The organism is Pseudomonas songnenensis (assembly GCF_003696315.1).
Lineage (GTDB): Bacteria > Pseudomonadota > Gammaproteobacteria > Pseudomonadales > Pseudomonadaceae > Stutzerimonas > Stutzerimonas songnenensis.
Map to the genome: position 1 here is coordinate 14,039 of NZ_RFFN01000006.1, position 26,796 is coordinate 40,834.

The 26,796-nt window shown below is 61.1% G+C and carries 33 protein-coding genes and 1 tRNA gene; 20 read left to right on the plus strand and 14 right to left on the minus strand.

Annotation, left to right across the window (positions count from 1 at the left end):
- The 13 genes from pflM to EA798_RS15705 all read left to right on the plus strand — a co-directional run bounded on the left by pflM (position 1) and on the right by EA798_RS15705 (position 8,626).
- Entirely contained in the window at positions 1 to 339 is a 339-nt protein-coding gene (gene pflM, locus EA798_RS15645) for a lysogeny maintenance protein PflM (protein ID WP_122099526.1), read from the plus strand.
- Entirely contained in the window at positions 329 to 1,117 is a 789-nt protein-coding gene (locus EA798_RS15650; RefSeq protein ID WP_244221284.1) for a DNA cytosine methyltransferase, read from the plus strand. Before pflM ends, EA798_RS15650 begins: the two co-directional genes overlap by 11 nt.
- Positions 1,118 to 1,411: 294 nt before the next feature.
- Positions 1,412 to 1,771, plus strand: a complete 360-nt coding sequence (locus EA798_RS15655; RefSeq protein ID WP_042926025.1) for a hypothetical protein — start codon at positions 1,412 to 1,414, stop codon at positions 1,769 to 1,771.
- Between the two features lie 15 nt (positions 1,772 to 1,786).
- Positions 1,787 to 1,966, plus strand: a complete 180-nt coding sequence (locus EA798_RS15660; RefSeq protein ID WP_008567547.1) for a hypothetical protein — start codon at positions 1,787 to 1,789, stop codon at positions 1,964 to 1,966.
- Entirely contained in the window at positions 1,963 to 2,178 is a 216-nt protein-coding gene (locus EA798_RS15665; protein ID WP_015277797.1) for a hypothetical protein, read from the plus strand. The genes EA798_RS15660 and EA798_RS15665 overlap by 4 nt, the downstream gene beginning before the upstream one ends.
- Positions 2,179 to 2,188: 10 nt before the next feature.
- The gene (locus EA798_RS15670; protein WP_122099528.1) at positions 2,189 to 2,398 is read left to right on the plus strand and encodes a major capsid protein; all 210 of its coding nucleotides are present in this window, start codon (positions 2,189 to 2,191) and stop codon (positions 2,396 to 2,398) included.
- A gap of 149 nt (positions 2,399 to 2,547) precedes the next feature.
- A complete protein-coding gene (locus EA798_RS20775) occupies positions 2,548 to 4,017 on the plus strand; it encodes a virulence factor TspB C-terminal domain-related protein (protein WP_244221285.1) in 1,470 nt (489 codons plus the stop codon).
- Complete coding sequence (locus EA798_RS15680) at positions 4,017 to 4,343, plus strand: DUF2523 domain-containing protein (protein WP_122099529.1); 327 nt, start codon at positions 4,017 to 4,019, stop codon at positions 4,341 to 4,343. Before EA798_RS20775 ends, EA798_RS15680 begins: the two co-directional genes overlap by 1 nt.
- Before the next feature lie 12 nt (positions 4,344 to 4,355).
- On the plus strand, positions 4,356 to 5,540 hold the full coding sequence (locus tag EA798_RS15685; RefSeq protein WP_122099530.1) for a zonular occludens toxin domain-containing protein: 1,185 nt from the start codon (positions 4,356 to 4,358) through the stop codon (positions 5,538 to 5,540).
- Positions 5,541 to 5,687: 147 nt separating this feature from the next.
- Positions 5,688 to 6,965, plus strand: coding sequence for a hypothetical protein (locus tag EA798_RS15690; protein ID WP_110777815.1), 1,278 nt, complete (start codon positions 5,688 to 5,690; stop codon positions 6,963 to 6,965).
- Positions 6,965 to 7,972: a phage integrase gene (locus EA798_RS15695; protein ID WP_244221286.1), complete on the plus strand. Its 1,008-nt coding sequence runs from the start codon at positions 6,965 to 6,967 to the stop codon at positions 7,970 to 7,972. The genes EA798_RS15690 and EA798_RS15695 overlap by 1 nt, the downstream gene beginning before the upstream one ends.
- A 43-nt stretch (positions 7,973 to 8,015) precedes the next feature.
- Entirely contained in the window at positions 8,016 to 8,330 is a 315-nt protein-coding gene (locus EA798_RS15700; RefSeq protein WP_017244792.1) for a type II toxin-antitoxin system RelE/ParE family toxin, read from the plus strand.
- A gap of 5 nt (positions 8,331 to 8,335) precedes the next feature.
- Positions 8,336 to 8,626 carry a helix-turn-helix domain-containing protein gene (locus EA798_RS15705; RefSeq protein WP_003302338.1) on the plus strand — a complete coding sequence of 97 codons (291 nt, stop codon included), beginning with the start codon at positions 8,336 to 8,338 and terminating at the stop codon, positions 8,624 to 8,626.
- Positions 8,627 to 8,726: 100 nt separating this feature from the next.
- Here the strand turns inward: EA798_RS15705 and EA798_RS15710 are convergent.
- The 4 genes from EA798_RS15710 to metG form a co-directional block, all read right to left on the minus strand.
- Positions 8,727 to 8,800: transfer RNA gene (locus tag EA798_RS15710), tRNA-Gly, on the minus strand.
- Positions 8,801 to 8,880: 80 nt separating this feature from the next.
- Entirely contained in the window at positions 8,881 to 9,573 is a 693-nt protein-coding gene (locus EA798_RS15715) for a pseudouridine synthase (RefSeq protein ID WP_122099532.1), read from the minus strand.
- Positions 9,563 to 9,775, minus strand: coding sequence for a cysteine-rich CWC family protein (locus tag EA798_RS15720; RefSeq protein ID WP_122099533.1), 213 nt, complete (start codon positions 9,773 to 9,775; stop codon positions 9,563 to 9,565). Before EA798_RS15720 ends, EA798_RS15715 begins: the two co-directional genes overlap by 11 nt.
- Before the next feature lie 62 nt (positions 9,776 to 9,837).
- A complete protein-coding gene (metG, locus tag EA798_RS15725) occupies positions 9,838 to 11,880 on the minus strand; it encodes a methionine--tRNA ligase (protein WP_122099534.1) in 2,043 nt (680 codons plus the stop codon).
- A 181-nt stretch (positions 11,881 to 12,061) separates the two neighbouring features.
- Between metG and apbC the strand changes: the two genes are divergently transcribed.
- On the plus strand, positions 12,062 to 13,156 hold the full coding sequence (gene apbC / locus EA798_RS15730; protein ID WP_122099535.1) for an iron-sulfur cluster carrier protein ApbC: 1,095 nt from the start codon (positions 12,062 to 12,064) through the stop codon (positions 13,154 to 13,156).
- 103 nt (positions 13,157 to 13,259) lie between these two features.
- Here the strand turns inward: apbC and EA798_RS15735 are convergent, their stop codons facing one another.
- Complete coding sequence (locus tag EA798_RS15735; RefSeq protein WP_003282211.1) at positions 13,260 to 13,469, minus strand: cold-shock protein; 210 nt, start codon at positions 13,467 to 13,469, stop codon at positions 13,260 to 13,262.
- A gap of 330 nt (positions 13,470 to 13,799) precedes the next feature.
- Here EA798_RS15735 and dcd point away from each other — a divergent pair, with 330 nt between their 5' ends.
- A complete protein-coding gene (gene dcd, locus EA798_RS15740) occupies positions 13,800 to 14,366 on the plus strand; it encodes a dCTP deaminase (protein ID WP_003302346.1) in 567 nt (188 codons plus the stop codon).
- Positions 14,367 to 14,477: 111 nt separating this feature from the next.
- On the opposite strand, the gene EA798_RS15745 is transcribed toward dcd, so the two are convergent.
- Genes EA798_RS15745 through napE form a run of 5 tightly spaced genes read right to left on the minus strand, consistent with a single transcriptional unit; the run spans position 14,478 to position 18,584 of the window.
- A complete protein-coding gene (locus tag EA798_RS15745) occupies positions 14,478 to 15,074 on the minus strand; it encodes a cytochrome c3 family protein (protein ID WP_015277785.1) in 597 nt (198 codons plus the stop codon).
- Positions 15,075 to 15,084: 10 nt separating this feature from the next.
- Positions 15,085 to 15,573: a nitrate reductase cytochrome c-type subunit gene (locus EA798_RS15750; RefSeq protein WP_038662229.1), complete on the minus strand. Its 489-nt coding sequence runs from the start codon at positions 15,571 to 15,573 to the stop codon at positions 15,085 to 15,087.
- Between the two features lie 13 nt (positions 15,574 to 15,586).
- A complete protein-coding gene (napA, locus tag EA798_RS15755) occupies positions 15,587 to 18,091 on the minus strand; it encodes a nitrate reductase catalytic subunit NapA (RefSeq protein ID WP_122099536.1) in 2,505 nt (834 codons plus the stop codon).
- Positions 18,091 to 18,345: a chaperone NapD gene (locus tag EA798_RS15760; protein ID WP_106155543.1), complete on the minus strand. Its 255-nt coding sequence runs from the start codon at positions 18,343 to 18,345 to the stop codon at positions 18,091 to 18,093. The genes napA and EA798_RS15760 overlap by 1 nt, the downstream gene beginning before the upstream one ends.
- 59 nt (positions 18,346 to 18,404) lie before the next feature.
- On the minus strand, positions 18,405 to 18,584 hold the full coding sequence (gene napE / locus EA798_RS15765) for a periplasmic nitrate reductase, NapE protein (protein ID WP_106155542.1): 180 nt from the start codon (positions 18,582 to 18,584) through the stop codon (positions 18,405 to 18,407).
- A gap of 197 nt (positions 18,585 to 18,781) precedes the next feature.
- On the opposite strand from napE, the gene EA798_RS15770 reads away from it, so the two are divergent.
- A complete protein-coding gene (locus EA798_RS15770) occupies positions 18,782 to 19,960 on the plus strand; it encodes an MFS transporter (protein ID WP_122099537.1) in 1,179 nt (392 codons plus the stop codon).
- Between the two features lie 16 nt (positions 19,961 to 19,976).
- Here the strand turns inward: EA798_RS15770 and EA798_RS15775 are convergent, their stop codons facing one another.
- From EA798_RS15775 to EA798_RS15790, 4 genes are all read right to left on the minus strand, one after another.
- Positions 19,977 to 20,471 (minus strand): SprT family zinc-dependent metalloprotease, encoded by a 495-nt coding sequence (locus tag EA798_RS15775; protein WP_015277779.1) that lies wholly within the window; start codon positions 20,469 to 20,471, stop codon positions 19,977 to 19,979.
- A 62-nt stretch (positions 20,472 to 20,533) separates the two neighbouring features.
- Positions 20,534 to 21,235 carry a Yip1 family protein gene (locus EA798_RS15780; protein ID WP_122099538.1) on the minus strand — a complete coding sequence of 234 codons (702 nt, stop codon included), beginning with the start codon at positions 21,233 to 21,235 and terminating at the stop codon, positions 20,534 to 20,536.
- Between the two features lie 189 nt (positions 21,236 to 21,424).
- A complete protein-coding gene (locus EA798_RS15785) occupies positions 21,425 to 22,024 on the minus strand; it encodes a Yip1 family protein (protein ID WP_015277777.1) in 600 nt (199 codons plus the stop codon).
- 139 nt (positions 22,025 to 22,163) lie between these two features.
- Positions 22,164 to 22,757 carry a DNA-J related domain-containing protein gene (locus EA798_RS15790; protein ID WP_106155539.1) on the minus strand — a complete coding sequence of 198 codons (594 nt, stop codon included), beginning with the start codon at positions 22,755 to 22,757 and terminating at the stop codon, positions 22,164 to 22,166.
- 133 nt (positions 22,758 to 22,890) lie between these two features.
- Between EA798_RS15790 and ttcA the strand changes: the two genes are divergently transcribed.
- From ttcA to EA798_RS15820, 4 genes are all read left to right on the plus strand, one after another.
- Positions 22,891 to 23,715, plus strand: a complete 825-nt coding sequence (gene ttcA, locus EA798_RS15795) for a tRNA 2-thiocytidine(32) synthetase TtcA (protein WP_106155538.1) — start codon at positions 22,891 to 22,893, stop codon at positions 23,713 to 23,715.
- Positions 23,716 to 24,272: 557 nt separating this feature from the next.
- A complete protein-coding gene (locus EA798_RS15810; protein WP_122099540.1) occupies positions 24,273 to 25,349 on the plus strand; it encodes a 3-deoxy-7-phosphoheptulonate synthase in 1,077 nt (358 codons plus the stop codon).
- Between the two features lie 306 nt (positions 25,350 to 25,655).
- Positions 25,656 to 26,327, plus strand: coding sequence for a DNA-3-methyladenine glycosylase I (locus tag EA798_RS15815; RefSeq protein WP_122099541.1), 672 nt, complete (start codon positions 25,656 to 25,658; stop codon positions 26,325 to 26,327).
- Positions 26,328 to 26,385: 58 nt separating this feature from the next.
- Positions 26,386 to 26,754 carry a DUF2946 domain-containing protein gene (locus EA798_RS15820; RefSeq protein WP_102821403.1) on the plus strand — a complete coding sequence of 123 codons (369 nt, stop codon included), beginning with the start codon at positions 26,386 to 26,388 and terminating at the stop codon, positions 26,752 to 26,754.
- Positions 26,755 to 26,796: the final 42 nt, after the last annotated feature.

Here is a 26,796-nt window from a genome sequence, read left to right on the forward strand (position 1 = left end):
ATGCAGAAGCCGGCCAGCTATCAACGCCTTCCGCACGCCCAGGACTGCGACTGCTCTGTCTGCTGGTCCGGACGCGAAGTGGCGACAACCGCTCCCTCCCGGTACACACCCTGCGCCCAATGCCGCCCCGCCTCTGCGCGGCCGATTCGCACGCTGCAAATGGGCTGCGTCGGTGGAATCTGGAAGCCTCTGCTCTCGGACTGGAAGGTGGAACCGGCCTTTATCTGCGAGAAGCACACGCCACCCGACCGGCCCGGGAAGTGGTGGAGCGTTATCTACGACTCGGGCAAGCCCACGCCCTACGTACCGATTCACGAACCGTTCGAGCTTGTGGGGTGATGGCATGAGACAGCCAACTGCTCTCGTTGCCTGCGAGTTCTCTGGCCGCGTTCGTGATGCTCTGACCCGCGCCGGGTTCTATGCCGTCAGCTGCGACCTGCTGCCATCCGAAACCGATGGCGAGCACATCCAGGGCGATGTGCTGGAAGTACTCGACTGGGGCTGGGATCTGCTGATTGCCCATCCGCCCTGCACCGACCTCGCTACCTCAGGTGCCCGCTGGTTTCCCGAGAAGATCGCTGATGGTCGCCAAGAGCGCGCCCTGGATTTTGTGCGCGAGCTGCTTGCTGCGCCGATCCCTTTCAAGGCGCTCGAAAACCCGAAGTCCGTTATCTCTAGCCAGATCCGCAAACCAGACCAGATCATCCAGCCGTGGATGTTTGGGCATGGCGAACGCAAGGAAACGCATTTCTGGCTCCAGAACCTGCCGCTCCTGGTGCCGACCGAAATCGTCGACGGTCGCGAGCCGACTGTGCATCACATGGCACCGGGGCCGGACCGCTGGAAGAACCGTTCGCGTACCTACCAGGGTATTGCGGACGCGATAGCCAAGCAGTGGGGCGGCTACGTGTTGAGCCAGCTCGCCAGCCCCGCGCGACCTGTCCAGGTCCAGGGCCGCGCTCCCGGCTCGTCGGATCACGCTTCACCGATCCGGCGAACGGAAGCACGGGCGGAGCGCACCCTTGACCCCGCACGAACCGAAACAGCCTTCGCTCGTGAGTGCGGGAGCGCTTTTCCCTCCCGCGCTCCCGAGCCCTCGGCGGCGAGAGTGGGATGACAAGGGCGAAGCCCTTGGTGTTTAGAGAGTGAGTTTTATTAATTAATTTTGTTTTGAGCGTAGTTGGTAAGTGTCGATTCGTCGCTATTCATGCCAATAAACCACGCAACTTGATAATTCCTTGGGTATGAAAAAAGACCGTTTCAAGAGCGTATAACTAGAGCTACAGATTTAACCCGCAAGCCAAGTAACAAGCCGGTCGCAGTGAAATTGCTTTTTCACTCGCTCGGGATCGCTTGGCCTGCAGAAAGCAAAGCAGCGCAATAAAGCGCAACTAGAGAGAGGAAACACAAGATGGCACGTTCGACTATGGAAGTTGCATTTCTCGGCACTCAACGCTTCGACGGTGAAGCGGGCCAGAAGTACATCAAGGTCTTCTACGGCGATGAGCCGGACGGCAAGACCGAACACGGCCTGTCGATCATCGGCATGGCAGCAGCGGACGAAGTAGCCGACGAGATCTTCGCAGCCGGCGCCAAGTTCGAGCCGCTGCAACTGGTGCGCATCCACTTCGAGATTGCCCGTGGTGGCCAGAACAAGGGCAAGAATCTGGCGCTCCAGCTCGAAGCCGTCCAGACCCGCGCCGCTGCCGAAACCCCGCGCACCCCAGCTCAACCCCAGGCCAAAGCCGGCGACCCGGCCAAGGCCAACTAACCGGGAGGGGCGGCCATGCTGATCGATGACCGGGTGTATTGCGACTGCTGCGGCAACGACATGGGCAAGCTCATGGCGCTGCCCGCGCCGCAAAGCGACCTGCTGCCCGACCTCAGCCTGCCGCCTCATTTCGCCGTCTGCCCTGACTGCGAACCCTCCGAACAAACCGCCGACCTCGAGCAGGCCGGCGAATGAATTTCCTCGCCTGTGACGGTGACTGGCTGCAAGGCGCCGATGGTTCGCCCATCTGCTCCGGCTCGCTGGTCGCCCTCACGGTCGAGGAAATGCAAAGCCTCTACGGCTCTGCACTGACCTGGGACCAAGTCTCCGAGCTGCAAGGCGAAGCGATTGTTCTGTTCGCCACCGTGTTCGGCTTCCTGGTCCTGAAAAAAGCCCTGAAACAGTGAGGTATCACCCATGCAACTGAACAAGCACTTCGTGAAAAAAATCGGCCTCGGCGCTGCCGTTGCCCTCTCGGCTGTAGCCGGCTCCGTCTACGCGGCCGTCCCGGCCGAAGCCACCGAAGCCCTCGACACCGCGGGCACCGACGTCGGGACCATCGGCTGGGCCGTCTTCGCCGTCATCATCGCCGCGATGGCGTTCAAGTACATGCGCCGCGCCCTGTAACCGGGAACCGCGCACTGCATGTGCCGAAGCAAACAAACCCCGCTCCGGCGGGGTTTTCTCTTCCAGGGAAACGCCATGAGCTACGAACTGTACGTCCTGATCCTCACCACCCTGGCGTTCTATCTCGTGTTTTTTGGGCGGGTGTAGGGATGAACAAACACTTCTTCTATCTGGCCACTCTGCTGATTGCCGGTTTTTCTTCCGCCGCCCAGGCTAAGGTTTATACTTGGCACTACAAGTCCAATTTGAATCCCGGTTTTTCGACGCCACAGGCCGCCTGTCACGACGCTGCGGTCAAAACCAAAAGCACGTATAGAGGTGAAGTTCGAGGCGCGATCTTTGAAGTGAACGGCACTCCCCGTCAGGCGTGTTACTACATCTACAACGCCACTCACGGGGGAACGCGAGGCGACGATGTTATTCGGTACGGCAATGAATGCCCTGCTGGAGAAAACTACAACGCTCAGACCGGCGAATGCATCGCGCCGGAACCGGATCAATGCGAGTCCGTAACAGGCGAGTTCGTCCATGAGTACAACGCCGGATCGCTTGACCCATCGGTGCCGCCTTCGCTACCCCCATCCTCGATCTGTGAAAGTGGCTGCCTCTACAACCGCACCGCCACGGTCAAAGGCTGCAACCGCTTCTTGGAGGACACCACAGGCAAGGACCTGAACTCCGTCTATTGCAAGGTGGTTTACAAGGGCGCGGCCTCGCAATGCACGTCAAACAACCCACCTCCCGGCAGCGTCTTCGATCAGCCACCGTCCAAGCCGCCGGCCGACAGCACACCTCAGTTCACCAGCGAGAGTCTATGCGGTGACTGGGTCACCAACGCTGACGGCTCCCAATCGCGCAATTGCACCAGTAGCGAAAAATTGAAAGAGCCGGGCCAGCTCAATTGCAGCAACGCCGCGGATTACCTGCACTGCACCTCCGGCAAGCCCGCGCCGCGCTTTGAAGACACCGCGAAAACCGAGGACACCACCAAGACCACCAATCCGGACGGCTCCACCAAGACGGAAACCAACACGACCACCGACAAGACCGTCTGCGTCGGCACAAAGCCCTGTACCTCCACCACGGCTGAAGAAAAATCCACCTCTGGCACCAACCCTGATGGCACTCCGGGCGATGAGAGCAAGGAATGCAAAGGGTCGGGATGTAAGGAAAGCCAGGAGGGTGAAGAGGACGGCGAAGAAGGGCCGGAACGTTTGGCTTCTGCCGGCTCCTGCGATGCCGCGTTCTCCTGCAGCGGTGACCCGATTGATTGCGAAGTGCTCCGCCAGCAGAAGGAACAGCTGTGCCTCGCTGAGGAGATGACCGATTTCCCCAAGCACAAACCCGCCATTGAAGCGGCTGTTACCGGCGACCGGTTCCAGCTGGACGAGGGCTCCGGCGTCATCGACGTGCCGTCCTTCATCAACCAGGGCACCCGCTTTCTTCCGTCCGCCTGCCCTGCCGCCGAAAGCTTCAGCCTGACCACTGCAGGCGGTCGCACTTTCCAGCTCAGCTACGAACCGCTTTGCCGCGCCGCCAGTGATCTGAGCGGCCTGTTCGTGGCTGTGGCCACCGTTCTTGCCGCCCTGTATGTGGGCCGCGCCGTAGGAGGTCAGTGATGCAGTTTCTATTCATCGTGCAGATGCTCGTGATCATCGTCGGCCCGCTGGTAAAGATGGTGCTGAAAATGATCGGTTTCGGCTTCGTCTCGTACATGGGCTTCAACCTCATCATTGGCCAGGCGCAGGACTACCTGTTCGGGCTGATGGGCGATGTCGGGCCGGTGATCCAGGGGATTCTCGGGCTGGCCAAGTTCGATGTGGTGGTGAACCTGTATTTCGCCGCCATCTCCACGCGCTTCATCCTCGCCGGCATCGACAAGGCCACCGACCGCAAACGTAATCAGGTCTGGCATAAGCCGGGCGGCACCTCCATCGAAGCCTAAGGAGGCGCCGTCATGCTCGTTATCCGCACTGGCAAGCCCGGTCACGGCAAGACCCTCAACACCATCCGCGAAGTCGATCAGAAGGCCCACGCCGAAGGCCGGGTCGTCTACTTCCACAACATCAACGGCCTCAAGCCGGATCAGCTGCAAGCGCAGTGGTTCGAGTTCGAAGATCCCGAAAAGTGGTTCGAGCTGCCCAACGATTCGATCATCGTCGTAGACGAAGCGCAGGGCTGGTTCGGCGCACGCGATCCACGGGCGCGGCCACCGGAGCACATCACCCGCTTCGAGACCATGCGCCACCAGGGCCACGAAGTGCACCTCGTCACCCAGGACCCGCGCTATCTCGATGTGCACCTGCGTCGGCTGTGCAACACGCACATTCACTACTGGCGCGTCTTTAAGTCCGCCCAGCTGCTGCGCTTCGAGTCGGAAGTGGTGGTGGAAAAGGTCGAGCTGAAGACCAGCTTCAAGGATGCCGACAAAAAGTCGTTGCGCCTGGATAAGCGCTACTTCGGTGCCTACACCAGTAGCAACGCCAAGCACCACTTTCAGGCCAAGGTGCCGACCAAGTTCATCCTGGCGCTGTGCGTGATCCTCGGTGCCGGCATCCTCGTCTATCGCGCCTATGAGCGCTACGCCGCCGAGAAAGCGCAAGCCGCGACGGCTACCAGCGCGCCGGCCGGGAGCATGGTCGATCAGGTGCGAGATACGGTCGGGGCGTTCATCAAGCCGGTAGGCGAGGCTAAGTCCGATACGCCTGAGAACGTCGCCAGCTACATCGGGCGGCGCGTGCCTCGAATACCACAGGTCCCATCGTCGGCGCCGATCTACGACGAGCTGACGCGGCCCGTGTCGTTTCCCCGGCTCTACTGCATGTCCAGCACCGACCCCGCGACCTATGCCCGCGAGTTCGGGCGAATGGCACATGCCGTAGTCAACGGCACACCCACTGTCTGCCAGTGCTACACGCAGCAGAGCACCCGCGTAGAGACCGACTTCGCCTTCTGCATGCGCGTGGTCGAAAACGGGTTCTTCGATCCGACCCTTCCTGATCGCTCCACCGGCGAGCGAACGCAGCAAGTCCAGAACAACCAGTCTCCGGCAATGCAGGGGGCACGCCCTGGAGCAGCGCAGCCAGCCAGTGGCACGAACATGACTGTCGTGCCGTACCAGAAAGGGCAATTCCTGTGGTGATGACCGTCAGCGCGCGTGCGCTCCGCGCTCTTTGCACGCGCGGCGAGGCACGAGCCGGCGTGCAAACGCGCGCGCTGACGTCCCTGTAACACGTCAGATAAACCCAACTGAACAGTGTCAATTCGTTGCAATTTGGAGCACAAGAGAATGAGCGTTAAAGACCAGATTCGTGTTGATCAGAACTTTCAGGAAACCCCAACCGGGCGACTGTTTTTCGATAGCCATTCGGCCAAGCTGACCGACCTGTCGGGCGTTCGCTTGCTGCGTTGCGGCGTCGATACGGTCCGCCAGCTGTACCGCGGACTGATCCGCCCGGAAATCATGGCGCTGTTCGAGAAGCCGGGCGTCATGGTCGAGTTCGCCGGGGAGTTCTGGCACGCCGGTCGGGTAGGGCGGGACTCGGGTTACCAGTACAAGCTCCAGAATGCTGACCTCGGGTTCATCCTGCTCATCAAGAACTTCAACGCCAAGCTCGAGAACATCGGCCCGCATCTGAAAATCGAAGTGTCACCGCACGCCATCGACGCGCTGTCGCCTGAGCGCCTGCAAGAGCGGATGGACTACTACGCCGCAGCCGTAATGACACACCGCGAACGCAACCAGTGCGCTGTCCATCTGGCGTTGGATCTCCAGGGCTGGAAGCCTCCGGTGGATCTGGTGGCACGCCTGCACTGTCGCGCGCGGACGCACCGGGATATCTCGGGTATCAACGAGATCAACTGGGCGACCAAGTCCAGCGTCTACGGTCGTGGCGAAACATCCATGTTTGGCTCAGCTGGTGGCGTTCAGCTCTGCATCTACAACAAAACCGAACAGGCCCGCGCGACCGATAAGCTCGACTTCTGGGAAAGCGTCTGGCGTCGCCGGGATTCGTTCGATCCGGCCGATCCTGATAACTACGATCCCGAGGCGGACGTGTGGCGGGTCGAGCTGCGCTACCACCATTCGGTCATCCAGCAGTTCGCCAGCGGGTCGATCAGTGCCAAGACTGGCGAGGCCATTGAAACGGATTCGTTTGCGGCGTTCTCCGCCCATTTGGACGGCCTGTGGCGCTACGGGCTGTGCCAGTTCAAGTTGCTGCACCGCCCAGGGCAATACGAACCGATCTGGACGCTGATGCGTGATGACGTGCGGGTCGACGTGGCGGTCGATTCCCTGGTCGATGAAACGGAATACAAGCGCTACTACAAGACCTCAAGGGGCTTCTCGGGCAAGAACGTGGAACTGTTCCTGGGAAACTTCGTAAGCCTGCTGGCACGGGAGCGAGTGGGCGCTAAAACCGCATTTGATCGACTGAAGGATTGGGAATGCTGGCCGGTCATTCGTGACCACTACGCCGCCAAGGACATGAGCGAGCGTGATCTGTACAAGCACATCAAAACGTTGCTTCAGGAGCGTCACGTTCGATGGGGCAGAGCGGTCTGATGGCGATTCAGCAGCTCTCTGACGGTCGCTGGCGGGTCGACGTTGAGCCGGTCAAAGGCAAGCGGTTCCGCAAGACGCTGAAGACCAAGGCTGAGGCAATGCGCTTCGAGGCGACCTGTCGAGCCAAGTGCAGCGAATCTAACGATTGGGCACCGCGGCCAAAGGACAAGCGCAGGCTGTCAGAGCTGGTCGAGCTATGGTTCGACCTTCACGGCGTCTCGCTCTCCGATGGCGTTCGTCGTGTGGCGATCCTGCGGGCGTGTGCAAAGGCGATGGGCGATCCGATAGCTCGTATGGTCGATGGCGCGAAGATCGCCGCCACACGCGCGCGTTGGATGTCAGCTGGCGTCACCGGCAAGACGGCGAACAATCGCCTCGGCTACCTGAAAGCCGTTTACAACGAGCTGCATAAACTCGATGTGATCGACTATCCCTGTCCGTTCACCCGTATCCGTCCGGTTCGGTTGCAGGAGCGCCCCTTGGCCTACCTGACCAAGCCGCAGATTTCCGAGCTGCTCGATGCGCTCCAGGCGCGGACCACGTCTCCACATCCGGCGATGGTGGCGCGGATCTGTCTGGCGACTGGGGCGAGGTGGGGTGAGGCTCAAGCGCTTCGACCGGAGCGGATTCGAGGCAATGCCCTGGTGTTTGCCAATACCAAGTCGAAGCGGGTGCGGATGGTCCCGGTAACGCCCGAGCTGGTGGCCGCGATCAAGAAGCACTGGCAAACCTACGGGCCGTTCACCAACTGCATTGGCGTGTTTCGGTTGGTCCTGCTCTCGACCTCGATCAAGCCACCACGCGGACAGGCAAGCCACATCCTGCGCCACACGTTCGCAGCTCACTTCATCATGGGCGGTGGGCATATCGTGACGCTGAAAGAGATCTTGGGCCATGCGTCGCTGAACATGACGATGAGGTATGCCCACCTCGCGCCTGAGCATTTGAACGATGCGATCAGGTTAGGACCGTTGGCCGGCATCACGTTACCGCTCGCCTGCCAGTAATCGAATCAATTGAAGGGGGTGCGCCACTGGCGTACTATTCGTTATGATCTTTATCGAGACACCGATCTTCACCAAGCGTCTGCGGGATCTGCTTAGCGATGACAGCTACGCAGAGTTTCAGCGGCAACTGGCTGACCGGCCGGACATGGGCGATGTGATTGAAGGTACTGGCGGCATTCGCAAGGTTCGCGTTGCGTCTAGTGGTCACGGCAAGCGAGGCGGGTCCAGGGTCATCTACTACCACTTCACGGCGGCTTCGCAGATCGCATTACTGCTGATCTATCCGAAGAACGAGAAGGACGACCTGACGGCAGATGAGCGCAAGGTGCTCAAGCAAATCATCGAGCGGTGGAGGTAATCACCATGAGCAAATTCTTCGAAGACCTTCTAGAAAGCGTCCAGCAGATGGACGAGATTCACCGTGGCGAACGTCAACCCTCGCGGGAATTCGTCGTCGACTCGCTGCAGGTGAAAGAGATCCGCAAAGCAACCGGTCTGACCCAGGCCAAGTTCGCGGCGATGATCGACGTTCAACTGGGTACGCTGCGTAACTGGGAACAAGGCCGACGCGAACCGACCGGACCCGCAAAAGCGCTGCTGCGCGCCATCCATAACGATCCGAAGCACGTCATCCAGGCGCTTTCTTCGGTCTGATCTCGGCCTGTACGGCTGGACCTTTTCGACACTTCTTCGACACCACCAAAAGCCAAAAACGAAAAAGCCCTGTAAAAACAGGGCCTTAACGTTAGGTGTCTGGAGCGGGCGAAGGGAATCGAACCCTCGTCATGAGCTTGGGAAGCTCAGGTAATGCCATTATACGACGCCCGCTTTGGGGTGCCTTTGTACCAGAAGGCCTGGATGAAATGAAGGGCAGTGCGGAGTTTTTCTGGTGCGCGGGCGACAAGGGCTTAGATTTGTCCGATCTCGTGTGCGGTTAGCGGCCGATAGCCGCCGGGTTCCAGCAATCCGTCCAGCGTCAGGGGACCCATGCTTTCGCGGTGCAGGGCGGTGACCTTGTTGTTGAAGCGACCGAACATGCGCTTGACCTGGTGGTAGCGACCCTCGTGCAGGGTGAGGCGGGCCTTGGTTGAACCGAGTATTACGAGTTTGGCGGGAAGGGTAGTGAGGTTCTCGAAGCGAAAGTACATGCCTCGAGCAAACGCTTCGACACAGGCGGGGTCGATTTCGTCTTCGGTTTCAACCAGGTAGACCTTGCCTTGCAGGCTGGTCGGCTGGGTCAGGCGGCGTGACCACTGACCGTCGTTGGTCAGCAGCATCAGGCCGGTGGTGTTGAAGTCGAGGCGGCCGGCGATGTGCAGGTCTTGCTTGTCCGGCTCGTCGATCAGGTCCAGCACGGTGCGATGCGCCGTATCCTGGGTGGCGCTGACGCAGCCTGCCGGCTTATGCAGCATCAGGTAACGGGCAGCCTTTCCGACCTGCAGCGATTCTCCATCCAGCTCGATGCGATCAAAGACACGAATTTCCCGGTCCAGGGTCCGGTTGACTTCGCCGTTCACCATTACTCGGCCTTCGGCCACCAGGCGCCGGACATCCTGACGGCTAACGCGCGCGCGGTTGGCGAGGTAGCGATCAAGGCGCATCGGGGTTTGCGGATGCGCCGCGGGCGCAGCGGGGGCAGATGCAGGCTCGTTTGCGCAAGGCTGCAGGAATCCGCTCAATTGCGTCTTGGGGAATGGTTGCAGTGAAGCACCAGCATGGCTGGTCCGCGGCAGGATCGCACTCGGCGCATTGGTTGGGCTGGCCGCAAAGCGGGCAGCGGGAAGAATCTACAGGCTCGCTCATGGCGTTTCCGTTTAGCGTCGGGCGTTTGCGTGCCGGTCGAGAGGCCGGCACGCAAAAGTCGTTTACATGACGCGTTGGCCGGGCTTGGCACCGTTATCGGGGCTCAGCAGGTAGATCTCGCTGCCGCCAGGGCCCGCCGCCAGTACCATGCCTTCGGACATGCCGAACTTCATCTTGCGTGGCGCCAGATTGGCAACGTAGAGAGTCAGGCGACCTTCCAGTTTGCTCGGGTCCGGATAGGCGCTCTTGATGCCAGAGAACACGTTGCGCTTGGCATCACCGATGTCCAGCGTCAGGCGTAGCAGCTTGTCGGCGCCTTCGACGAACTCGGCTTTCTCGATCAGCGCAATGCGCAGATCGACCGCAGCAAAGGCATCGAAGTTGATTTCCGCGGCCAGCGGTGCTTTGACCAGTTCTCCGTTGCCTGCGGGGGCAGCTGCGGCTTCGCTGGAGGCGAGGTCTTCCTTGGAAGCCTCGATCATGGCTTCGATCTTTGCCGGCTCGATGCGGGTCATCAGCGGGGTGAAGGCGTTGAGCTGGTGGTTGGCCAGCAGCGTTGCGTGATCGTTCCAGCGCAGCGGTTCAACATTGAGGAACTGTTCGGCAGCGGCGGCAAGGTTCGGCAGTACCGGCTTGAGGAAGATAACCAGCTGGCGGAACAGGTTGACGCCGAACGCGCAGATCTCCTGTACCTCGGCCTGCTTGCCTTCAACCTTGTTCAGCGCCCAGGGCGCCTTGTCGGCGATCCAGGCGTTGGCGCGGTCGGCCAGGTGCATGATCTCGCGCATGGCGCGGGCGAAGTCGCGGGCCTCGTAGGCCTCGGCGATACTCGGCGCAGCTTCCTGGAAGGCGGTCCAGAGTTCGGGCTCAGGGTTGGCATCGACCATCACTCCGGCATTGCCCTTGTGGATGAAACCCGCGCAGCGACTGGCAATGTTGACCACCTTGCCGACCAGGTCGGAATTGACCTTTTGTACGAAGTCCTCGAGGTTCAGGTCGAGATCGTCGACGCCACGGCCGAGCTTGGACGCATAGTAGTAGCGCAGGTACTCGGGATTGAGATGGTCGAGGTAGGTGCGCGCTTTGACGAAGGTGCCACGCGACTTCGACATCTTCTGCCCGTTCACGGTCAGGTAGCCGTGCACGTTGACCGCGGTAGGCTTGCGGAAGCCGGCACCTTCGAGCATGGCCGGCCAGAACAGGGTGTGGAAGTTGATGATGTCCTTGCCGATGAAGTGGTACAGCTCGGCGGTGGAATCCTTGCTCCAGAAGGTATCGAAGTCGAGTTCCGGGCGGCGCTTGCACAGGTTCTCGAAGCTGGCCATGTAGCCGATTGGCGCGTCCAGCCAGACATAGAAGTACTTGCCCGGCTCATCGGGAATCTCGAAGCCAAAGTACGGTGCATCGCGGGAGATGTCCCACTCCTGCAGCCCGCCGTCGAGCCATTCGGCGATCTTGTTGGCTACCGACTCCTGCAGTGCGCCGCCGCGGGTCCATTGCTTGAGCATGGCCTCGAAGTCCGGCAGCTTGAAGAAGAAGTGCTTGGAGTCCTTGAGCACCGGCGTAGCGCCGGAGATTGCCGAGCGCGGATCTTTCAGCTCAGTCGGCTCGTAGGTGGCACCGCATTTTTCGCAGTTGTCGCCGTACTGGTCTTCGGCAGCGCACTTCGGGCAGGTGCCCTTGATGAAGCGGTCGGCGAGGAACATGCCTTTCTCGGGGTCGAAATACTGGGTTACCGAGCGGGTGGCGATGTGGCCGGCGTCGCGCAGACGGGTATAGATCAGCTCGGCCAGCTCGCGGTTTTCTTCCGAGTGGGTGGAGTGGAAGTTGTCGAAATCCACCAGGAAGTCGACAAAGTCGCCGCTGTGTTCGGCCTGCACGTTGGCGATCAGCTGTTCGGGCGTTATGCCTTCCTTTTCCGCCCGCAGCATGATCGCCGAGCCATGGGCGTCGTCGGCGCAGACATAGATGCACTGGTTGCCGCGCAGCTTCTGGAAGCGCACCCACATGTCGGTCTGGATGTACTCGAGCATGTGGCCGAGGTGGATCGAACCGTTGGCGTAGGGCAGGGCGCTGGTAACGAGAATCTGGCGAGCTTCGGACATGAGGAATCTGCAGTCGGAATTGCGAAAGAAAGTCTGCAACTATAAAGGTCCGGCGCGCATTTTTCACCCGCGATGCCCGATCGCCCGGTTGTAGTGAATGTCGCCCGGTCGTCGGTGGGCTCGGAACTCGCGGGCGGGGTAAGATGCCTGTCTGATTTGCTCGGTCTTTCTAGGAGTAACCATGTCCGTCACCCGTGAAGCTGTGGAAACCGTACTGCGTCAGTACACCGATCCCCATTTGAATCAGGATCCGGTGAGCGCCGGTTGCGTGCGTTCGATCGAGGTGCAGGGTGATCGGGTCAGCGTGCAGCTGGAGCTGGGTTACGCCGCCGGGTTGTTTCGCAGTGGCTGGGCGCAGCTGCTGGCAATGGCAATCGAGCAGCTGGGAGGCGTAAGCCGCGCGGATGTGCAGGTCGATTGCGTAGTCCGCGCGCACAAGGCTCAGGATCAGGTGCCCGCTTTGGCGAATGTGAAGAACATCATCGCTGTGGCATCGGGCAAGGGCGGCGTCGGCAAATCCACCACGGCGGCCAATCTTGCTTTGGCGCTGGCGCGGGAAGGTGCACGGGTGGGCGTGCTGGACGCCGATATTTACGGCCCGAGCCAGGGCATCATGTTCGGCATCGCCGAGGGGACCCGCCCGGAAATTCGCGACGGCAAGGCGTTCATCCCGCTTGAGGCCCACGGCGTGCAGGTCATGTCCATGGCGTTTCTATCCGACGACAAGACTCCGATGGTCTGGCGCGGCCCGATGGTGTCCGGCGCGCTGCTGCAGTTGATTACCCAGACTGCCTGGAACGATCTCGATTATCTGGTGGTGGACATGCCGCCTGGCACTGGTGATATCCAGCTGACCCTGGCGCAGAAGGTTCCGGTAACGGGCGCGGTGATCGTGACCACGCCGCAGGATCTGGCGTTGCTCGATGCGAAGAAGGGCGTGGAGATGTTCCGCAAGGTGAACATCCCGGTGCTCGGTGTGGTGGAGAACATGGCCATCCATATCTGCTCGAATTGCGGCCATGCCGAGCATCTGTTCGGCGAGGGTGGTGGTGAGAAGCTGGCGGCGCAATACAACGTCGATCTGCTGGCGTCGCTGCCTTTGTCGATGGCGATCCGCAGCCAGGCGGACGCGGGCAAGCCAACTGTGATTGCCGATCCGGAAAGCCAGATCGCGATGATCTACCAGGAGGTGGCCCGTACCGTCGGTGCTCGGATTGCGCAGAGCGGGCAGATCATCGCCCAGTCGATGCCGAAGATCGTGATCTCCGAGGACTGAGCCGTAGCGGCGGTGGCGCCAAGCGTCGCCGCCTGCGTCCGGGCGATAATCGCAGGCATAAAAAAGCCCCGCCGAAGCGGGGCTTTTTCAGAGAAGACTCAGGTTAGATAACCTGAACTTCCTCAGCTTGCATGCCCTTCTGGCCGCGGGTAGCGACGAAGGAAACTTGCTGGCCTTCTTTCAGGCTCTTGAAACCGTCGCCCTGGATGGCGCGGAAGTGTACGAAGAGGTCGTCACCGGATTGCGGAGTGATGAAGCCGAAGCCTTTCTCATCGTTGAACCACTTAACGGTACCGGTTTGGCGATTGGACATTTGATGTCTCCTTGAACCAAGTTTTTGAAAATAAAGTGCGGACTGAAAGGGTCCGAACATCACTGTGTGCAAGGAGATAGGAGTCGTATCGATATTTGGATCGAAATCTAAACATGTAGCGATTCACGGTGACACATGCAGCAGCAGCCCAGTAACAATACCTTTTTTCTGGAGCAAAGCGAGCTTTATTTTGGATTTCTTCGCCAAGCGGCGTTGCCCTGGTGTGACGAGCTCTGCGCCACGCATGGTGGCCATGCTTTAACACGCGCACGAGGCTCGGTAAGATGCGCGTCTTCGCACGCCCATCTTCAACTATTCAGGACGCCAGCCATGAGCATCAAATCGGACAAGTGGATTCGCCGCATGGCCCAGGAACACGGCATGATCGAGCCCTTCGTCGAGCGCCAGGTGCGCACCGAAGGCAATGATCGGCTGATTTCCTACGGTGTCTCGAGCTACGGCTACGATGTGCGCTGTGCCGACGAATTCAAGGTGTTCACCAACATCAACTCGGCGACGGTCGATCCGAAGAACTTCGACGAGAAGAGCTTCGTCGACATCAAGAGCGACGTTTGCATCATCCCGCCGAACTCCTTCGCGCTGGCGCGTACCGTCGAGTATTTCCGCATTCCGCGCAACGTGCTGACCATCTGCCTGGGCAAGAGCACCTACGCGCGCTGTGGCATCATCGTCAACGTCACGCCGCTGGAGCCGGAATGGGAAGGGCATGTGACCCTGGAGTTTTCCAACACCACCACGCTGCCGGCAAAGATCTATGCGAACGAAGGCGTGGCGCAGATGCTGTTCCTCGAATCCGACGAGGAGTGCGAGGTTTCCTACCGCGACCGCGGCGGCAAGTACCAGGGCCAGCGCGGTGTGACGTTGCCCAAGGCCTGATCACGCTGCGCATGAAAAAAAGCCCTGGCATCGGCCAGGGCTTTTTTGTTGTTACTATGGAAAAGGAAGCGACACCACGCCGCTAGGTGGCCAGGCGCCGTTCTCTCGCCATCACCAGCCCGGTACTCCCCGCATGTCGGGCAGCTTGTGCGCGATGCCTTTGTGGCAATCGATGCAGGTCGCTTCGCCATTGGCCAGGGCGGTGGAGTGGAACTCCGATGCTCGTTTGCCTTGCCGGGTGAAATCCATGAAGCCGAAGTCATGGCAGTTGCGACATTCAAGCGAATCGTTGGCCTTCAGGCGCGCCCACTCGTGCTCTGCGAGCTCCCGGCGTTTGTCGAGGAATTTCTCGCGCGTGTTGATGGTGCCGAAAATGGTGCCCCAGACCTCCTTGGAGGCCTGCATCTTGCGCGCGATCTTGTCGGTCCACTTGTGCGGTACGTGGCAGTCCGGACAGGTTGCCCGCACGCCCGAGCGGTTGCTGTAATGAATGGTGTCCTTGATCTCCATGTACACGTTGTCTTCCATCTCATGACATGAAATGCAGAACGCCTCCGTGTTGGTGGCTTCCAGCGCCGTGTTGAAACCGCCCCAGAAGATGATCCCGGCGATGAAACCACCGAGCGTCAGCGCGCCCAGGCTGTAATGGACGCTGGGTCGGCGCAGAACGCCCCAGTAGCGTTTGAAAAACGACTTGATCGACTTCATCCAGGCCCCCTCAGTTTCCGCTGGTGGATGGTGAGGTTTCCCGGTACAGCAGCTCGTCGATGTTCTTGAAGCGGTTTTCCACCAGCGGCTTCACATCGTGCTGTGGCACGTGACACTGCGTGCAGAAATAGCGGCGCGGTGCGACCGCGGCCAGGGTCTGGTGATCGCGGTCGGTGTAGTGGGTGATGCTGATCATCGGCGCCTGCGCGCGTGCGCTGTTGGCCCTGCTGTGGCAGCTCAGGCATTTGTTGGCATTCTTGTCGACGTGGTAGCCGCGGATGCTGTGCGGGATGGTCGGCGGTTGCTCCGGATAGTTACGCTCGCGCCTGATGTCCTTGTTTTCCTCGTCATGCAGCTTCGGTGGGGTGAACTCCTGGGTGATGGTCCCGCCTGGGCGGCGTCCGTCCGGAGCCGGAGCGTCCAGCGGATAGTTGGTTTCGGCAGCGATGGCCAAGCCGAACACCGCAAGCAGAGTCAGCGGCAGTAAACGAAATTTCATGGCGACTCTCCTCTCAGGCGATGCTGACCACTTCGATCTTCACGGCGCATTTCTTGTAATCGGTCTGCTTGGAGATCGGGTCGGTGGCGTCGAGGGTGACTTTGTTGATCAGCTTGTTGGCGTCGAAGAACGGCACGAAGATCAAACCCATCGGTGGCTTGTTACGACCGCGGGTCTCCACCCGTGCCTGCATTTCCCCACGCCTGCTGATGACCTTCACCACACTGCCTCGCCGGGCATTGAGCTTGCGCGCATCCTCCGGGTGCATATAGACGAGAGCATCGGGAACCGCCTGATGCAGTTCGTCGACCCGCTGGGTCATGCTGCCGGTGTGCCAATGCTCGAGCACCCGTCCGGTGCTGAGCCAGAAGGGGTAGTCCTTATCCGGTACTTCGGCCGGCACGTCATAGGGCAGGGCGAAGATGATCGCCTTCTTGTCGCCATAGCCGTAGAACTGCACCTCGCTGCCGGCCTCGACATAGGGGTCGTAGCCTTCACGGTAGCGCCACTGGGTTTCCTTGCCGTCGACCACAGGCCAACGCAAACCGCGGGTCTCGTGGTAGGTCTCGAACGACGCCAGATCGTGGGCATGGCCGCGGCCGAATTCGGCGTATTCCTCGAACAGACCTTTCTGCAGGTAGAAACCAAAGGCTTCGGCCTCATGGTTCGCGTAACCCTCAGTGATTTCGTCGCTGGAGAACTTGTCGACCTGGCCATTCTTGAACAGTACGTCGTAGAGGGTTTTGCCCTTGAGGTCGGGTGCTTTGCTGAGCAGTTCGGCCGGCCATACCTCGTCGACGTTGAAGCGCTTGGAGAATTCGACCAGCTGCCAAAGATCGGAGCGCGCTTCGCCGGGCGCGGTGACCAGCTGGTGCCAGAACTGTGTGCGGCGCTCGGCATTGCCGTAGGCGCCTTCCTTCTCTACCCACATCGCGCTAGGCAGGATGAGGTCCGCGGCCTGCGCGGAGACGGTAGGGTAGACATCCGAGACGATGATGAAGGTTTCCGGGTTACGCCAGCCAGGCAGGATTTCCTGCATGACGTTGGGACCGGCCTGCATGTTGTTGGTCACCTGGGTCCAGTAGACCTTCAGTACGCCGTCCTTGAGCTTGCGGCTTTGCTCCACTGCGTGGAAGCCGGGCTTCTCCTGGATGGTGCCTTCCGGCAGTTTCCAGATCTTCTCTGCGATGGCGCGGTGCTTCGGGTTGGCGACCGCCATGTCCGCAGGCAGGCGATGGGAGAAAGTACCGACCTCGCGCGCGGTGCCGCACGCCGAAGGCTGGCCGGTGAGCGAGAAGGGGCTGTTGCCCGGCTCGCTGATTTTTCCGGTGAGCAGGTGGATGTTGTAGATCATGTTGTTCGCCCAGACACCGCGGGTGTGCTGGTTGAAGCCCATGGTCCAGAACGACATGACCTTGACCTTCGGGTCGGCATAGAGCTCGGCTAGCGCCTGGAGCCGCTCGGCCGGCACGCCGGATTCCTTCGCAGCGTATTCCAGGGTGTAGGTTTTCAGGAACTCGGCGTAATCCTCGAAGCTGATGTCGGTCCAGGTGTTGGCCACCGCAGCGTTCTCGGCTTTGAGTTCAAGCGGGTCGGTCGGACGCAAGCCATAGCCGATGTTCGTAGCGCCTTTGGCGAACTTGGTGTGCTTCTCGACGAAGTCCTTGTTTACCGCGCCGCTCTGGATGATGTGGTTGGCGATGTAGTTGAGGATCACCAGGTCGGTCTGCGGGTTGAAGATCATCGGGATGTCGGCCAGCTCGAAGCTGCGATGCTCGAAGGTCGACATGACCGCCACCTTGACGTTCGGCGCGCTGAGGCGGCGATCCGTCACGCGGGTCCAGAGCACCGGGTGCATCTCCGCCATGTTCGAGCCCCAGAGCACGAAAGCGTCTGCCGCTTCGATGTCCTCGTAGCAGCCCATGGGCTCGTCCATGCCGAAGGTGCGCATGAAGCCGAACGCCGCCGAGGCCATGCAGTGGCGCGCGTTGGGGTCGATGTTGTTCGAGCGAAAGCCGGCCTTCATCAGCTTGTTGGCGGCGTAGCCTTCCCAGATCGTCCACTGGCCGGAGCCGAACATGCCGATCGCTTCCGGACCACCTTGCTTGAGCGCCGCCTTGTACTTCTCCTCCATGATGTCGAAGGCTTGGTCCCAGGTAACCGGCTGGAACTCGCCCTGCTTGTCGAACTTGCCGTCCTTCATGCGTAGCAACGGCTGCGTCAGGCGATCCGAGCCGTACATGATCTTCGACAGGAAGTAGCCCTTGACGCAGTTGATGCCGCGGTTCACTTCGGCCTTGACGTCGCCATGGGTCGCGACAACGCGATTCTCGCGGGTAGCCACCATGACGCCGCAGCCGGTACCGCAGAAGCGACAGGGGGCCTTGTCCCACTTGAGGTTGGTGGCGTCCGCTTCGGTTACGAGATTGCTCGCGGTCGAGGCAATGGGCATGCCGGCTACCGTTGCAGCGATAGCTGCAGCGTTGGCCTTGGCGAATTGGCGTCGGGTAAGGCTCATCAGGCGTCTCCTTCGAGGAGTTCTTCGTGATAGATCAATGCGGCATTAAGCACGCCAGGCAATTGCTGGATGTGGTCGATCGCGGCAAGGATGCGTGACTCGTGTTCGGCTTCCAGAACCACTACCAACTTGCCGTTGGTGTTCTCCTGGTGCAGCTCGAGGCCGGGCAGCACCTGCAGGTTGGCCTTTACCGCGGCCAGCCATTCGGGGCGGCAATGCACCAGCAGGCTGGCGATATGCAGGGGGGTACCCATCAGTTATTCCGTTTTTGTTGTGACAGGGTGATGACCGGTTCTATTGGCAGCGATTGGCTTTACGCCGGACCTGGCGGTCCGAAGATCATCTGCACGATCCAGACGATGAAGCCGTAGCCACTGACCAGCACGACACTGAGGATGGGAAACAGGAAGACGATCAGAAAAACGAAGAGGCGGGTTTCATCCCGCTTGATCGAAGTAGGGGTGGGGCGGGTGTCATTCGGCGCTACTGTCATTGTTTTACTCCGACTGGCATATAGGGAGTCTAGTCAGAGACCCGTGGAGGGCAAAGCTCGTTTCGACCGTTGACACGGATTTGCCCGCTATTGGCGATCAGCGGCTCGCTTCGGACGCTCTGGCATGCGCTATTGCGCCAGGTTGTGCTAGCCTGCGCGGTTTTTTTGCGGGCGACGGCGCTCGCGATGAGGTTCGGATGATTGACGATAGCGTTCACCTCAGACGCGGTACGCCTGCCTATCGGCGTGCCACGTTGGCACTTTTCTGTGCCGGGTTCGCCACTTTCGCCTTGCTGTATTGCGTTCAGCCGTTGCTGCCCAGGCTGGCTGCACACTTTTCCGTGTCTGCTGCCAGCAGCAGCCTGGCGCTGTCGCTGACGACGCTGTCGCTCGCGCTCTGTTTGCTGATTTCGGGCGCGCTTGCTGAAAGCTGGGGGCGCAAACCGGTGATGGCTGCTGCGCTCGGCTTGGCCAGCCTGCTCGGGTTGGCTAGCGTACTGGTCGATTCCTGGCAGCTGTTGCTAACGCTGCGCGCGTTGCTGGGGCTGGCGCTGAGTGGATTGCCGGCGCTGGCAATGGCGTACGTCGGCGAGGAGTTCGAGCCGCAGTCGCTGCCGGCTGCGATGGGGCTGTATATCGGCGGCACCGCCCTGGGCGGAATGCTTGGGCGCCTGCTGTCCGGGCTGCTGAGCGACTTGGGTGGCTGGCAACTGGCGCTTGGCGGTATCGCGTCGCTGGGTCTGCTGGCGCTGGCGTTGTTCGTCTGGCTGCTGCCGGCGTCGCGGCATTTCAAGGCGCAGCCACTCTTGCTACGTACTCTGTTGGCGAATTTCCGCCTGCATCTGCGCAATCCCACGCTGCGCAGGCTGTTCCTGCAGGGCTTCCTGCTGATGGGCGGCTTCGTCGCGTTGTTCAACTACATCGGCTTTCGTCTGGCTGGCGAGCCGTTTGGCCTGTCCTCGACACTGATCGGCATGCTGTTTGTGGTCTATCTGGGCGGTATCTTCAGCGCCGGTTGGGCCGGACGGCTGGTGCCTCGTTTTGGCGCGCGACAGGTGCTTCGCGGTGGCGTGGTGTTGATGCTGCTGGGTGTCGGTTTGTGCGCTACGCCCTGGCTGGCGGCCATCGTGCTTGGGCTTGGGCTGTTCACCCTCGGTTTTTTCGCTGCACATGCGGTAGCCAGCGGGCAGGTCGGCAGCCAGGCGAAGGAGGCGCGTGCGCAAGCATCGGCGCTGTATCTGTGCGCCTATTACCTGGGATCGAGTGTGGTCGGCTATGGCGCAGGCTACGTCTGGGATCACGCCGGCTGGCTGCCGCTGATGGCGTTGCTGGCGGCGTTGTTCGTCATCGCCGGCTGGCAGGCCAGAGCACTGTAGCAAGGCCGAGACGGGTTTATTCGCGGCGCTGCTCGCCAGTGAAGGTCAGCGTTGTCTTGCAGCGTCGACAGTAATAGCGACGGCCTTTTGCCACGAGCGCATGGCGTTGGGCAGTGAAATCGAAATCCTGATCCACGCAACTGCAGCGGTAGACATAGCGGGTGCCGGCGCGACGGCGGACGGCGTAGGTATGGCAACGATCAGGCGGCAATTCGTACACGCCGCGCATGATCAATTGCCACTCCTCACCATGGGGCTGAATGCGCGAACCGAACATCTGGTGGGCAACAAGATGCGCCACCTCATGGGCGACGGTCTGGCGCAGGAAGTGCTCGGTGTTTTCCCTGTACAACTGTTCGTTGAAGCGCAGCAGGTTCTGCTGAAGGTGAGCGACGCCTGCCTTCTGGCCGCGGAGCTTGAAGCTCACTTCGGGACGCGGAAAGCGTCGGTTGAAAAACTGCTCGGCCAGCGCATAGCAGGCTTCGACACGGGCATTGAGACGCTCGGGCATTGGGCAACTCCTGAGAGCGCCGCATTATGCCAAACCATTGCCGGGCCGAGCAGTATCGCTCGTCACTCGTTGGGACGCTCATTGAAACGACGTTCGTTATCGACGCCGCCCGGCTCCTCTTGCGGGCGGTTCTCCTCGAAGCCATAGCTCTGATTCTGCGGGATATCACGCTCGTAGGTCGGGTCCAGGGCGAGCATCCAGAACAGGATCATCGGCACTTTCAGGTTGACCAGTACCAGCAAGCCAACGCCCCAGGTGCAGGCGCCGTAGAGGAAGGTGTTGCGGTTGTCGATGCGCATGAACTTCGGCAGGCCGACAAAGAGCAGGTAGGTCGAGTAGGCGCCGGCGGCTACCAGCACGAGGATAGCAATCCAGCGCGTCGGGTACAGCGCGCCAAGGCCGGCCAGGAAGAACGGGGTGATGACATAGGCAATGAAGCCCACGCACTGATTGAACGTCGGCCGAGCGTCGAAGGTCCGCGACATCCAGCGCAGGAAGAACCCCATGATGAAGGTGCCGACAATGATGGTGATGTAGATAAGGGCGCTCAGCAGAAAGGCGCTGCGGGTGTCGAGCCAGATTCGCTCGTCCTCTACCAGACTCCAGCCGACGTAGCGCGTACCGATGAACATGCAGATCGCCGGCAGCAGGGCCCAGAGCAGCAAGTGGACAAGGTAGTTGGAGCTGTTATTTTCTTCGTCGCGGCGAATGTCGGCCCACGCCTGATCGGGGCGGGTCAGCAAAGTTACTAAGTGCGGGATCATACCGAGTCTCCGTCTGCCTTGAGGGCCGCTGCGGACACGAAGTCGACAGCGGCGTTATCGCTTTAGATCGGCAGATGCGGTGAGGGTTTCCCTCGGCCGCTCGGGTGTTTCGTCGCTGGACATGATGCGGGCACATTCTTGGCAAACGAAAAGGCCGCCCGAGGGCGGCCTGGTTGAGGATTGCGGTTGTCAGCGTACGTACACCGGGCCGATGCCCATGCCCCAGGTAATCACCGACAACGCGATGATCGCCACCAGCACCACCAGCCCCACGGCAAGCACGGAGCTGGAGAACATGAACCCCTCGTCCTCCGGAATGTTCATGAACTTCGGCAACCCTACATAGAGCAGGTAAGCCGTGTAGCAGACCGCCGCCGTACCGACCAGCATGCCGAGCCACAGGTGAGGGTAGAGCCCGGCAAGCCCGCCAATGAATAGTGGAGTCGCGGTGTAAGCGGCGAAGACGATGCACTGGGTAAGTGTCGGATTAGCGTCATAGGTGCGCGCCATCCAGTGGATGAAGCCGCCCATTACGGCTACGCCAGCCAGCATGGCGAAGTAGGAAAGTATCGCCAACTGCATGCAACTGGCCTGTGTCAGCTTGACCGGCTCTCCACCGCCGATGCTCCAGCCGACCTGCGTGGCTCCGATATATGCCGATACCGCCGGAATCGCAGCGAGCAGCAACACATGAGTCAGGTACATGTGGCTGACGGTTTCTTCTTCACCGCGGATTTCAGTCCACTCCTGGCCAGGGTGAGTGAACAAACCCCAAACGTGATTGATCATGCCAGCGTCTCCTCTGTTTATGGAGGGTCGCTTCGCCTGGCGGTCGTCATCGAGGACGGCGCGTGCGACCTTATGTCGCAGTATAGGAACGCCAATCGGCGATGCATCAGCGGGGTTAGAGCGTTTCGAAGCTATCGCGTCATCGGTAATAGCGCTGGAGTATTTCCATGGCCAGGTTGATCGACTGCAGGCGCTGCGTGCTGCCGCCTCGATCAGGATGATGCAGGCCCACCAGCTGGCGGTAGCGACGCTTGATCAGCTCCAGCGTGAGGGGCTGCACGGAGCGATCCAGTTCGAACAGTTCGAGTGCCGCGCGCTTCTCATCGCTGCCCTGCATGCGCGTCCAGAAGCTCGCGAGCAGGCGCTCGACATCGTCTTCGCCGGTGTCTTTCAGATTGGAGAGATCCAGATAGTACTCGCGCAGTGCGTCCTGCTCGCAGAGTCCGGCGGTGGCACTCGCATAAGGCAGCAACTGAACATGCAGCGGACTGATCTGCAAATGGCCGCTGGCTTCGGCCCAGAGCCGGTCGCGCAGCAGATACAGTGCGTTGAAGACCAGGAAGTGCGTGCGAAACAGCACCAGCTTGTCGGTCAGCGGCAAATTGGGGATGTGCGTGCTGTGCCGACGTTTGAGCTGTTGGATCAGCGCGTATTCGCTGCAGCCTTCGGGGTTTTCCTGCAGCAGTACGAGCAGGTGGTCTGGCAGATCCAGTGCGGGGGAGAGGTCGTCCATCGGGCGAGCCTAGCACAGCATCCAAGGCGCCCGAACGGGGCTGGTTCACAACGGGCAAACGGCGAACGGGCTGGGGCCAGTGACTGTTTACGCGTAAAATGCGCGCCTTTCGCATCTCAACCGGACACCTGACATGGGCAACCTCTCGGTCAACCAGAACAAACTGCAGAAGCGCCTGCGCCGCCTCGCCGGCGAGGCCGTCACCGACTTCAACATGATCGAGGATGGCGACAAGGTCATGGTCTGCCTGTCTGGCGGCAAGGACAGCTACACCATGCTCGACGTGCTGCTCTATCTACAGAAGGTCGCGCCGATCAGGTTCGAGATCGTTGCCGTGAACATGGACCAGAAGCAGCCCGGCTTTCCCGAGCACGTCCTTCCCGAATACCTGAAGTCCATCGGTGTCGAGTACCACATCATCGAGAAGGACACCTACTCGGTGGTGAAGGAGAAGATTCCGGAAGGCAAGACCACCTGTTCGCTGTGCTCACGCCTGCGCCGGGGCACGCTGTACACCTTCGCCGACGAGATCGGCGCGACCAAGATGGCGCTCGGTCACCATCGCGACGACATCCTGGAAACCTTCTTCCTCAACATGTTCTACGGCGGCACGCTGAAGGCCATGCCGCCCAAGCTGCTCTCCGACGATGGACGCAATGTGGTGATTCGCCCGCTGGCCTACTGCAGCGAGGCGGACATCGAGGCGTACTCGAAGATGAAGGAGTTCCCCATCATCCCGTGCAACCTCTGCGGCTCGCAGGAGAACCTGCAGCGCCAGGTGGTCAAGGAAATGCTGCAGGAGTGGGAGCGCAAGTCGCCGGGGCGCACCGAGATCATGTTCCGCGCGCTGCAGAACGTGGTGCCCTCGCAGCTGGCCGATCGCAACCTGTTCGACTTCAAGAGCCTGCGTATCGACGACAGCGCCACGCCGCGCTTCGTCGATGTGATGAGCCTGTAAGTCGCGCTCGCGGTTTCCGCAGGGCGGGCTTGTTCAGTCCGCCATCGTCATCCACCGCATCGCCTCGGTGGGCGGAAGCCCACCCGACGAGCTTTTTCGCCATGCGGGTTGAAAGCCGCACGTCTGGCGGAGTATGGTTCGGCCATCTTCTGGAGATCAGCATGTCCCTGAACCCTGTAGCCCTCAACGTTGTCGATGCCTGTGCCATTCGCACTGTGGTCGTTCGTGGGCAGCAGGTTGCCGCCGCTGGTTATTACTTCGGGTATTGGTTTAGCCACAGGCGCGCCTGATACCCCACAGGCGCCCTAGCAAAGCAGGGTCGCCACCAGAGCAGTTTTCGAACCCCCGGTCGGCCACCCGACCGGGGGTTTTGTTTTTTCGGCCACCTGACGGCCATAACGCAACGAGGAACACGCCATGACCACCTACCGCACCGATCGTTATTACCGCTATGACTGGCGATTTAGCCGCTTCGACGCCAAACAGCCCTCACGCGAACGAACACCCGACTAGCGCCGCCGCGGACCACCCGCGCCGGCAGAAGGAACCGCCAGATCATGAATGCATCCGCCACTGTACTTGCCACCCAATCCGCCGCCACCGCCGAAGCCAGCGTCGCTCGCCGTAGCGCGCAGCCGCTGCCAAGCCCCGCGGTACTGCGCCAGCGTCTCCCCTTGAGCGGCGCCCTTGCTGCACGCATCCACAGCGACCGCAACGCCATCCGCGCGGTGCTCGACGGCCACGACCCGCGCCTGCTGGTGGTCGTCGGACCCTGTTCCCTGCACGATCCTGTCGCCGCGCTCGAATACGCCGAGCGTCTGGCCGCGCTCGTGCACGAAGTCAGCGACCAGCTGCTGCTGGTGATGCGCGCCTATGTGGAAAAGCCGCGCACCACCGTCGGCTGGAAAGGGCTGGTCTACGATCCGCACCTCGATGGCAGCGGCAATATGGCTGAAGGGTTGCACCTGTCGCGGCGGCTGATGCTGGATATTCTCGAAACCGGTCTGCCGATCGCCACCGAACTGCTGCAGCCGCTGGCTGCGGGGTACTTCGACGATCTGCTCGGTTGGGCCGCGATCGGTGCACGCACCAGCGAGTCGCAGATCCATCGCGAGCTGGTCAGTGGGCTGGACCTGCCGGTGGGCTTCAAGAATGGCACCGATGGCAGTCTGGGCATCGCCTGCGATGCCATGCGCTCAGCGGAACATCCGCATCAGCACTTCGGCATCGACGATCTCGGCCATCCCGCCCTGCTGCAGACCCGCGGCAATCCGGATACCCATCTGGTGCTGCGTGGCGGTCACGGCGCACCCAACTACGACGCGACCAGTGTCGCTGCTGCTCGTCGCACGCTGGAAAAGCAGGGCATTGCTCCGCGCATCATGGTGGATTGCAGTCACGCCAACAGCGGCAAGAACCCACTGCGCCAGCCCGCGGTGCTGGAGTCGGTGATCGAGCAGCGCCTGGCCGGCGACATGAGCCTGCGTGGCGTAATGCTGGAGAGCCACCTGTTCGATGGCTGCCAGCCGCTCTCCAGTGAATTGCGCTACGGCGTGTCGATCACCGACGGCTGCCTGGGCTGGACGGCGACCGAGGAAATGCTGCGTCAGGCGGCGCAGCGGCTGCGTGGTTGATACCGGGAGCCTGTTGCACGTCTGAGCCGGCTCGCAAGCGAGCGACGTTCTGCTCGTAGGGTGGACAACGCGAAGCTTGTCCACCGTCTGCGCGCCTGGTGTCAGGGCAATGGGACGCGTACCACGCGGTGTCACCCGGCTTGCGCCGGCTTCACAGTGGAAGCGGGCTTGCCCGCGAACATTCGTTCAGACCCGCCTGCGCGAACGCCACCTGACCGCTGCTGCCCAGCTGCGTCGGCGGCGGACTTGCGAGGTCGGCTCGTCATCGGCACCCTGTGCCGCTGCCGTCACCATCGGATCTGAACTATGCATGACTACAAATGGCTGCACGAATACTGCCTCAATCGCTTTGGCTCCGCGGCGGCGCTGGAAGCACGGTTGCCGCAGCCGCGCAGCACCGATGAGCTGCGAGCCGTCCCGGACGACCGCTACCTGTCGCTGATCAGCCTGCGCATCTTCCGCGCCGGCCTCAAGCACAGTTTGGTGGATGCCAAGTGGCCGGCCTTCGAGCAGGCGTTCTTCGGTTTCGACCCGGAGAAAGTCGTGCTGATGGGCGGCGAGCACATCGAGCGACTGATGCAGGACACCCGACTGATCCGTCATCTCGGCAAGCTCAAGAGCGTGCCGCGCAACGCGCAGTTCGTGCTCGATGTCGCCAGGGAAAGGGGCAGCTTCGGCAACCTGCTGGCCGATTGGCCGAGCAGCGACATCGTCGGCCTGTGGCGTTACCTGACCAGGCACGGCAGCCAGCTCGGTGGCCTGTCGGCGCCGCGCCTGTTGCGCATGGCCGGCAAGGACACCTTTGTGCCCAGCAATGACGTGGTAGCCGCGCTCAAGGCGCAGGAAATTGTCGACAAGGTGCCGAGCAGTCAGCGCGATCAGGCCGCGGTGCAGGCCGCATTCAACCTGTGGCAGGCGGAAAGCGGCCGTCCGCTGTGTCAGCTCTCGGCGATGCTGGCGTTCACCGTCAACCACTGACGAGGCTGCGACGCTTTAGCGCAGCGCCGTGCCCAGGCGCGCGGTGTAAAGTCGAAACATGACCATCGTCAAAGACAAGCGTGCGCAGATCGTATGGGTGCTCTTCACCTGCATCCTGCTCAATGCCTTTGTCTGCAGTCTGAACCACGCCACCCATGTGGGCTTCGGACTGGCCATGGGGCAGGACGCCTTCTGCATCACCGGCGACGATGGCGGCACCGGCCTCGGCGCGCTCCCCTCCGATTTACATGACTTGTCGCAGCATGCCCTCGACTGCCCGCTGTGCAGTTCGGTTTTCCTCGCCATCGTCGCACTGTTCGCCTTGGCCTGGCTGGGGCGTCGCGCGACAGGTGCAACCCCGCTACCACCGATTGAGCGTCACGGCCCGCGCCACCACTGGCCGGCACTGAATCCGCGCGCACCCTGAGATTTCCTGATTGACGTGATTCGCCGTCCTTCTGTCCAGCAG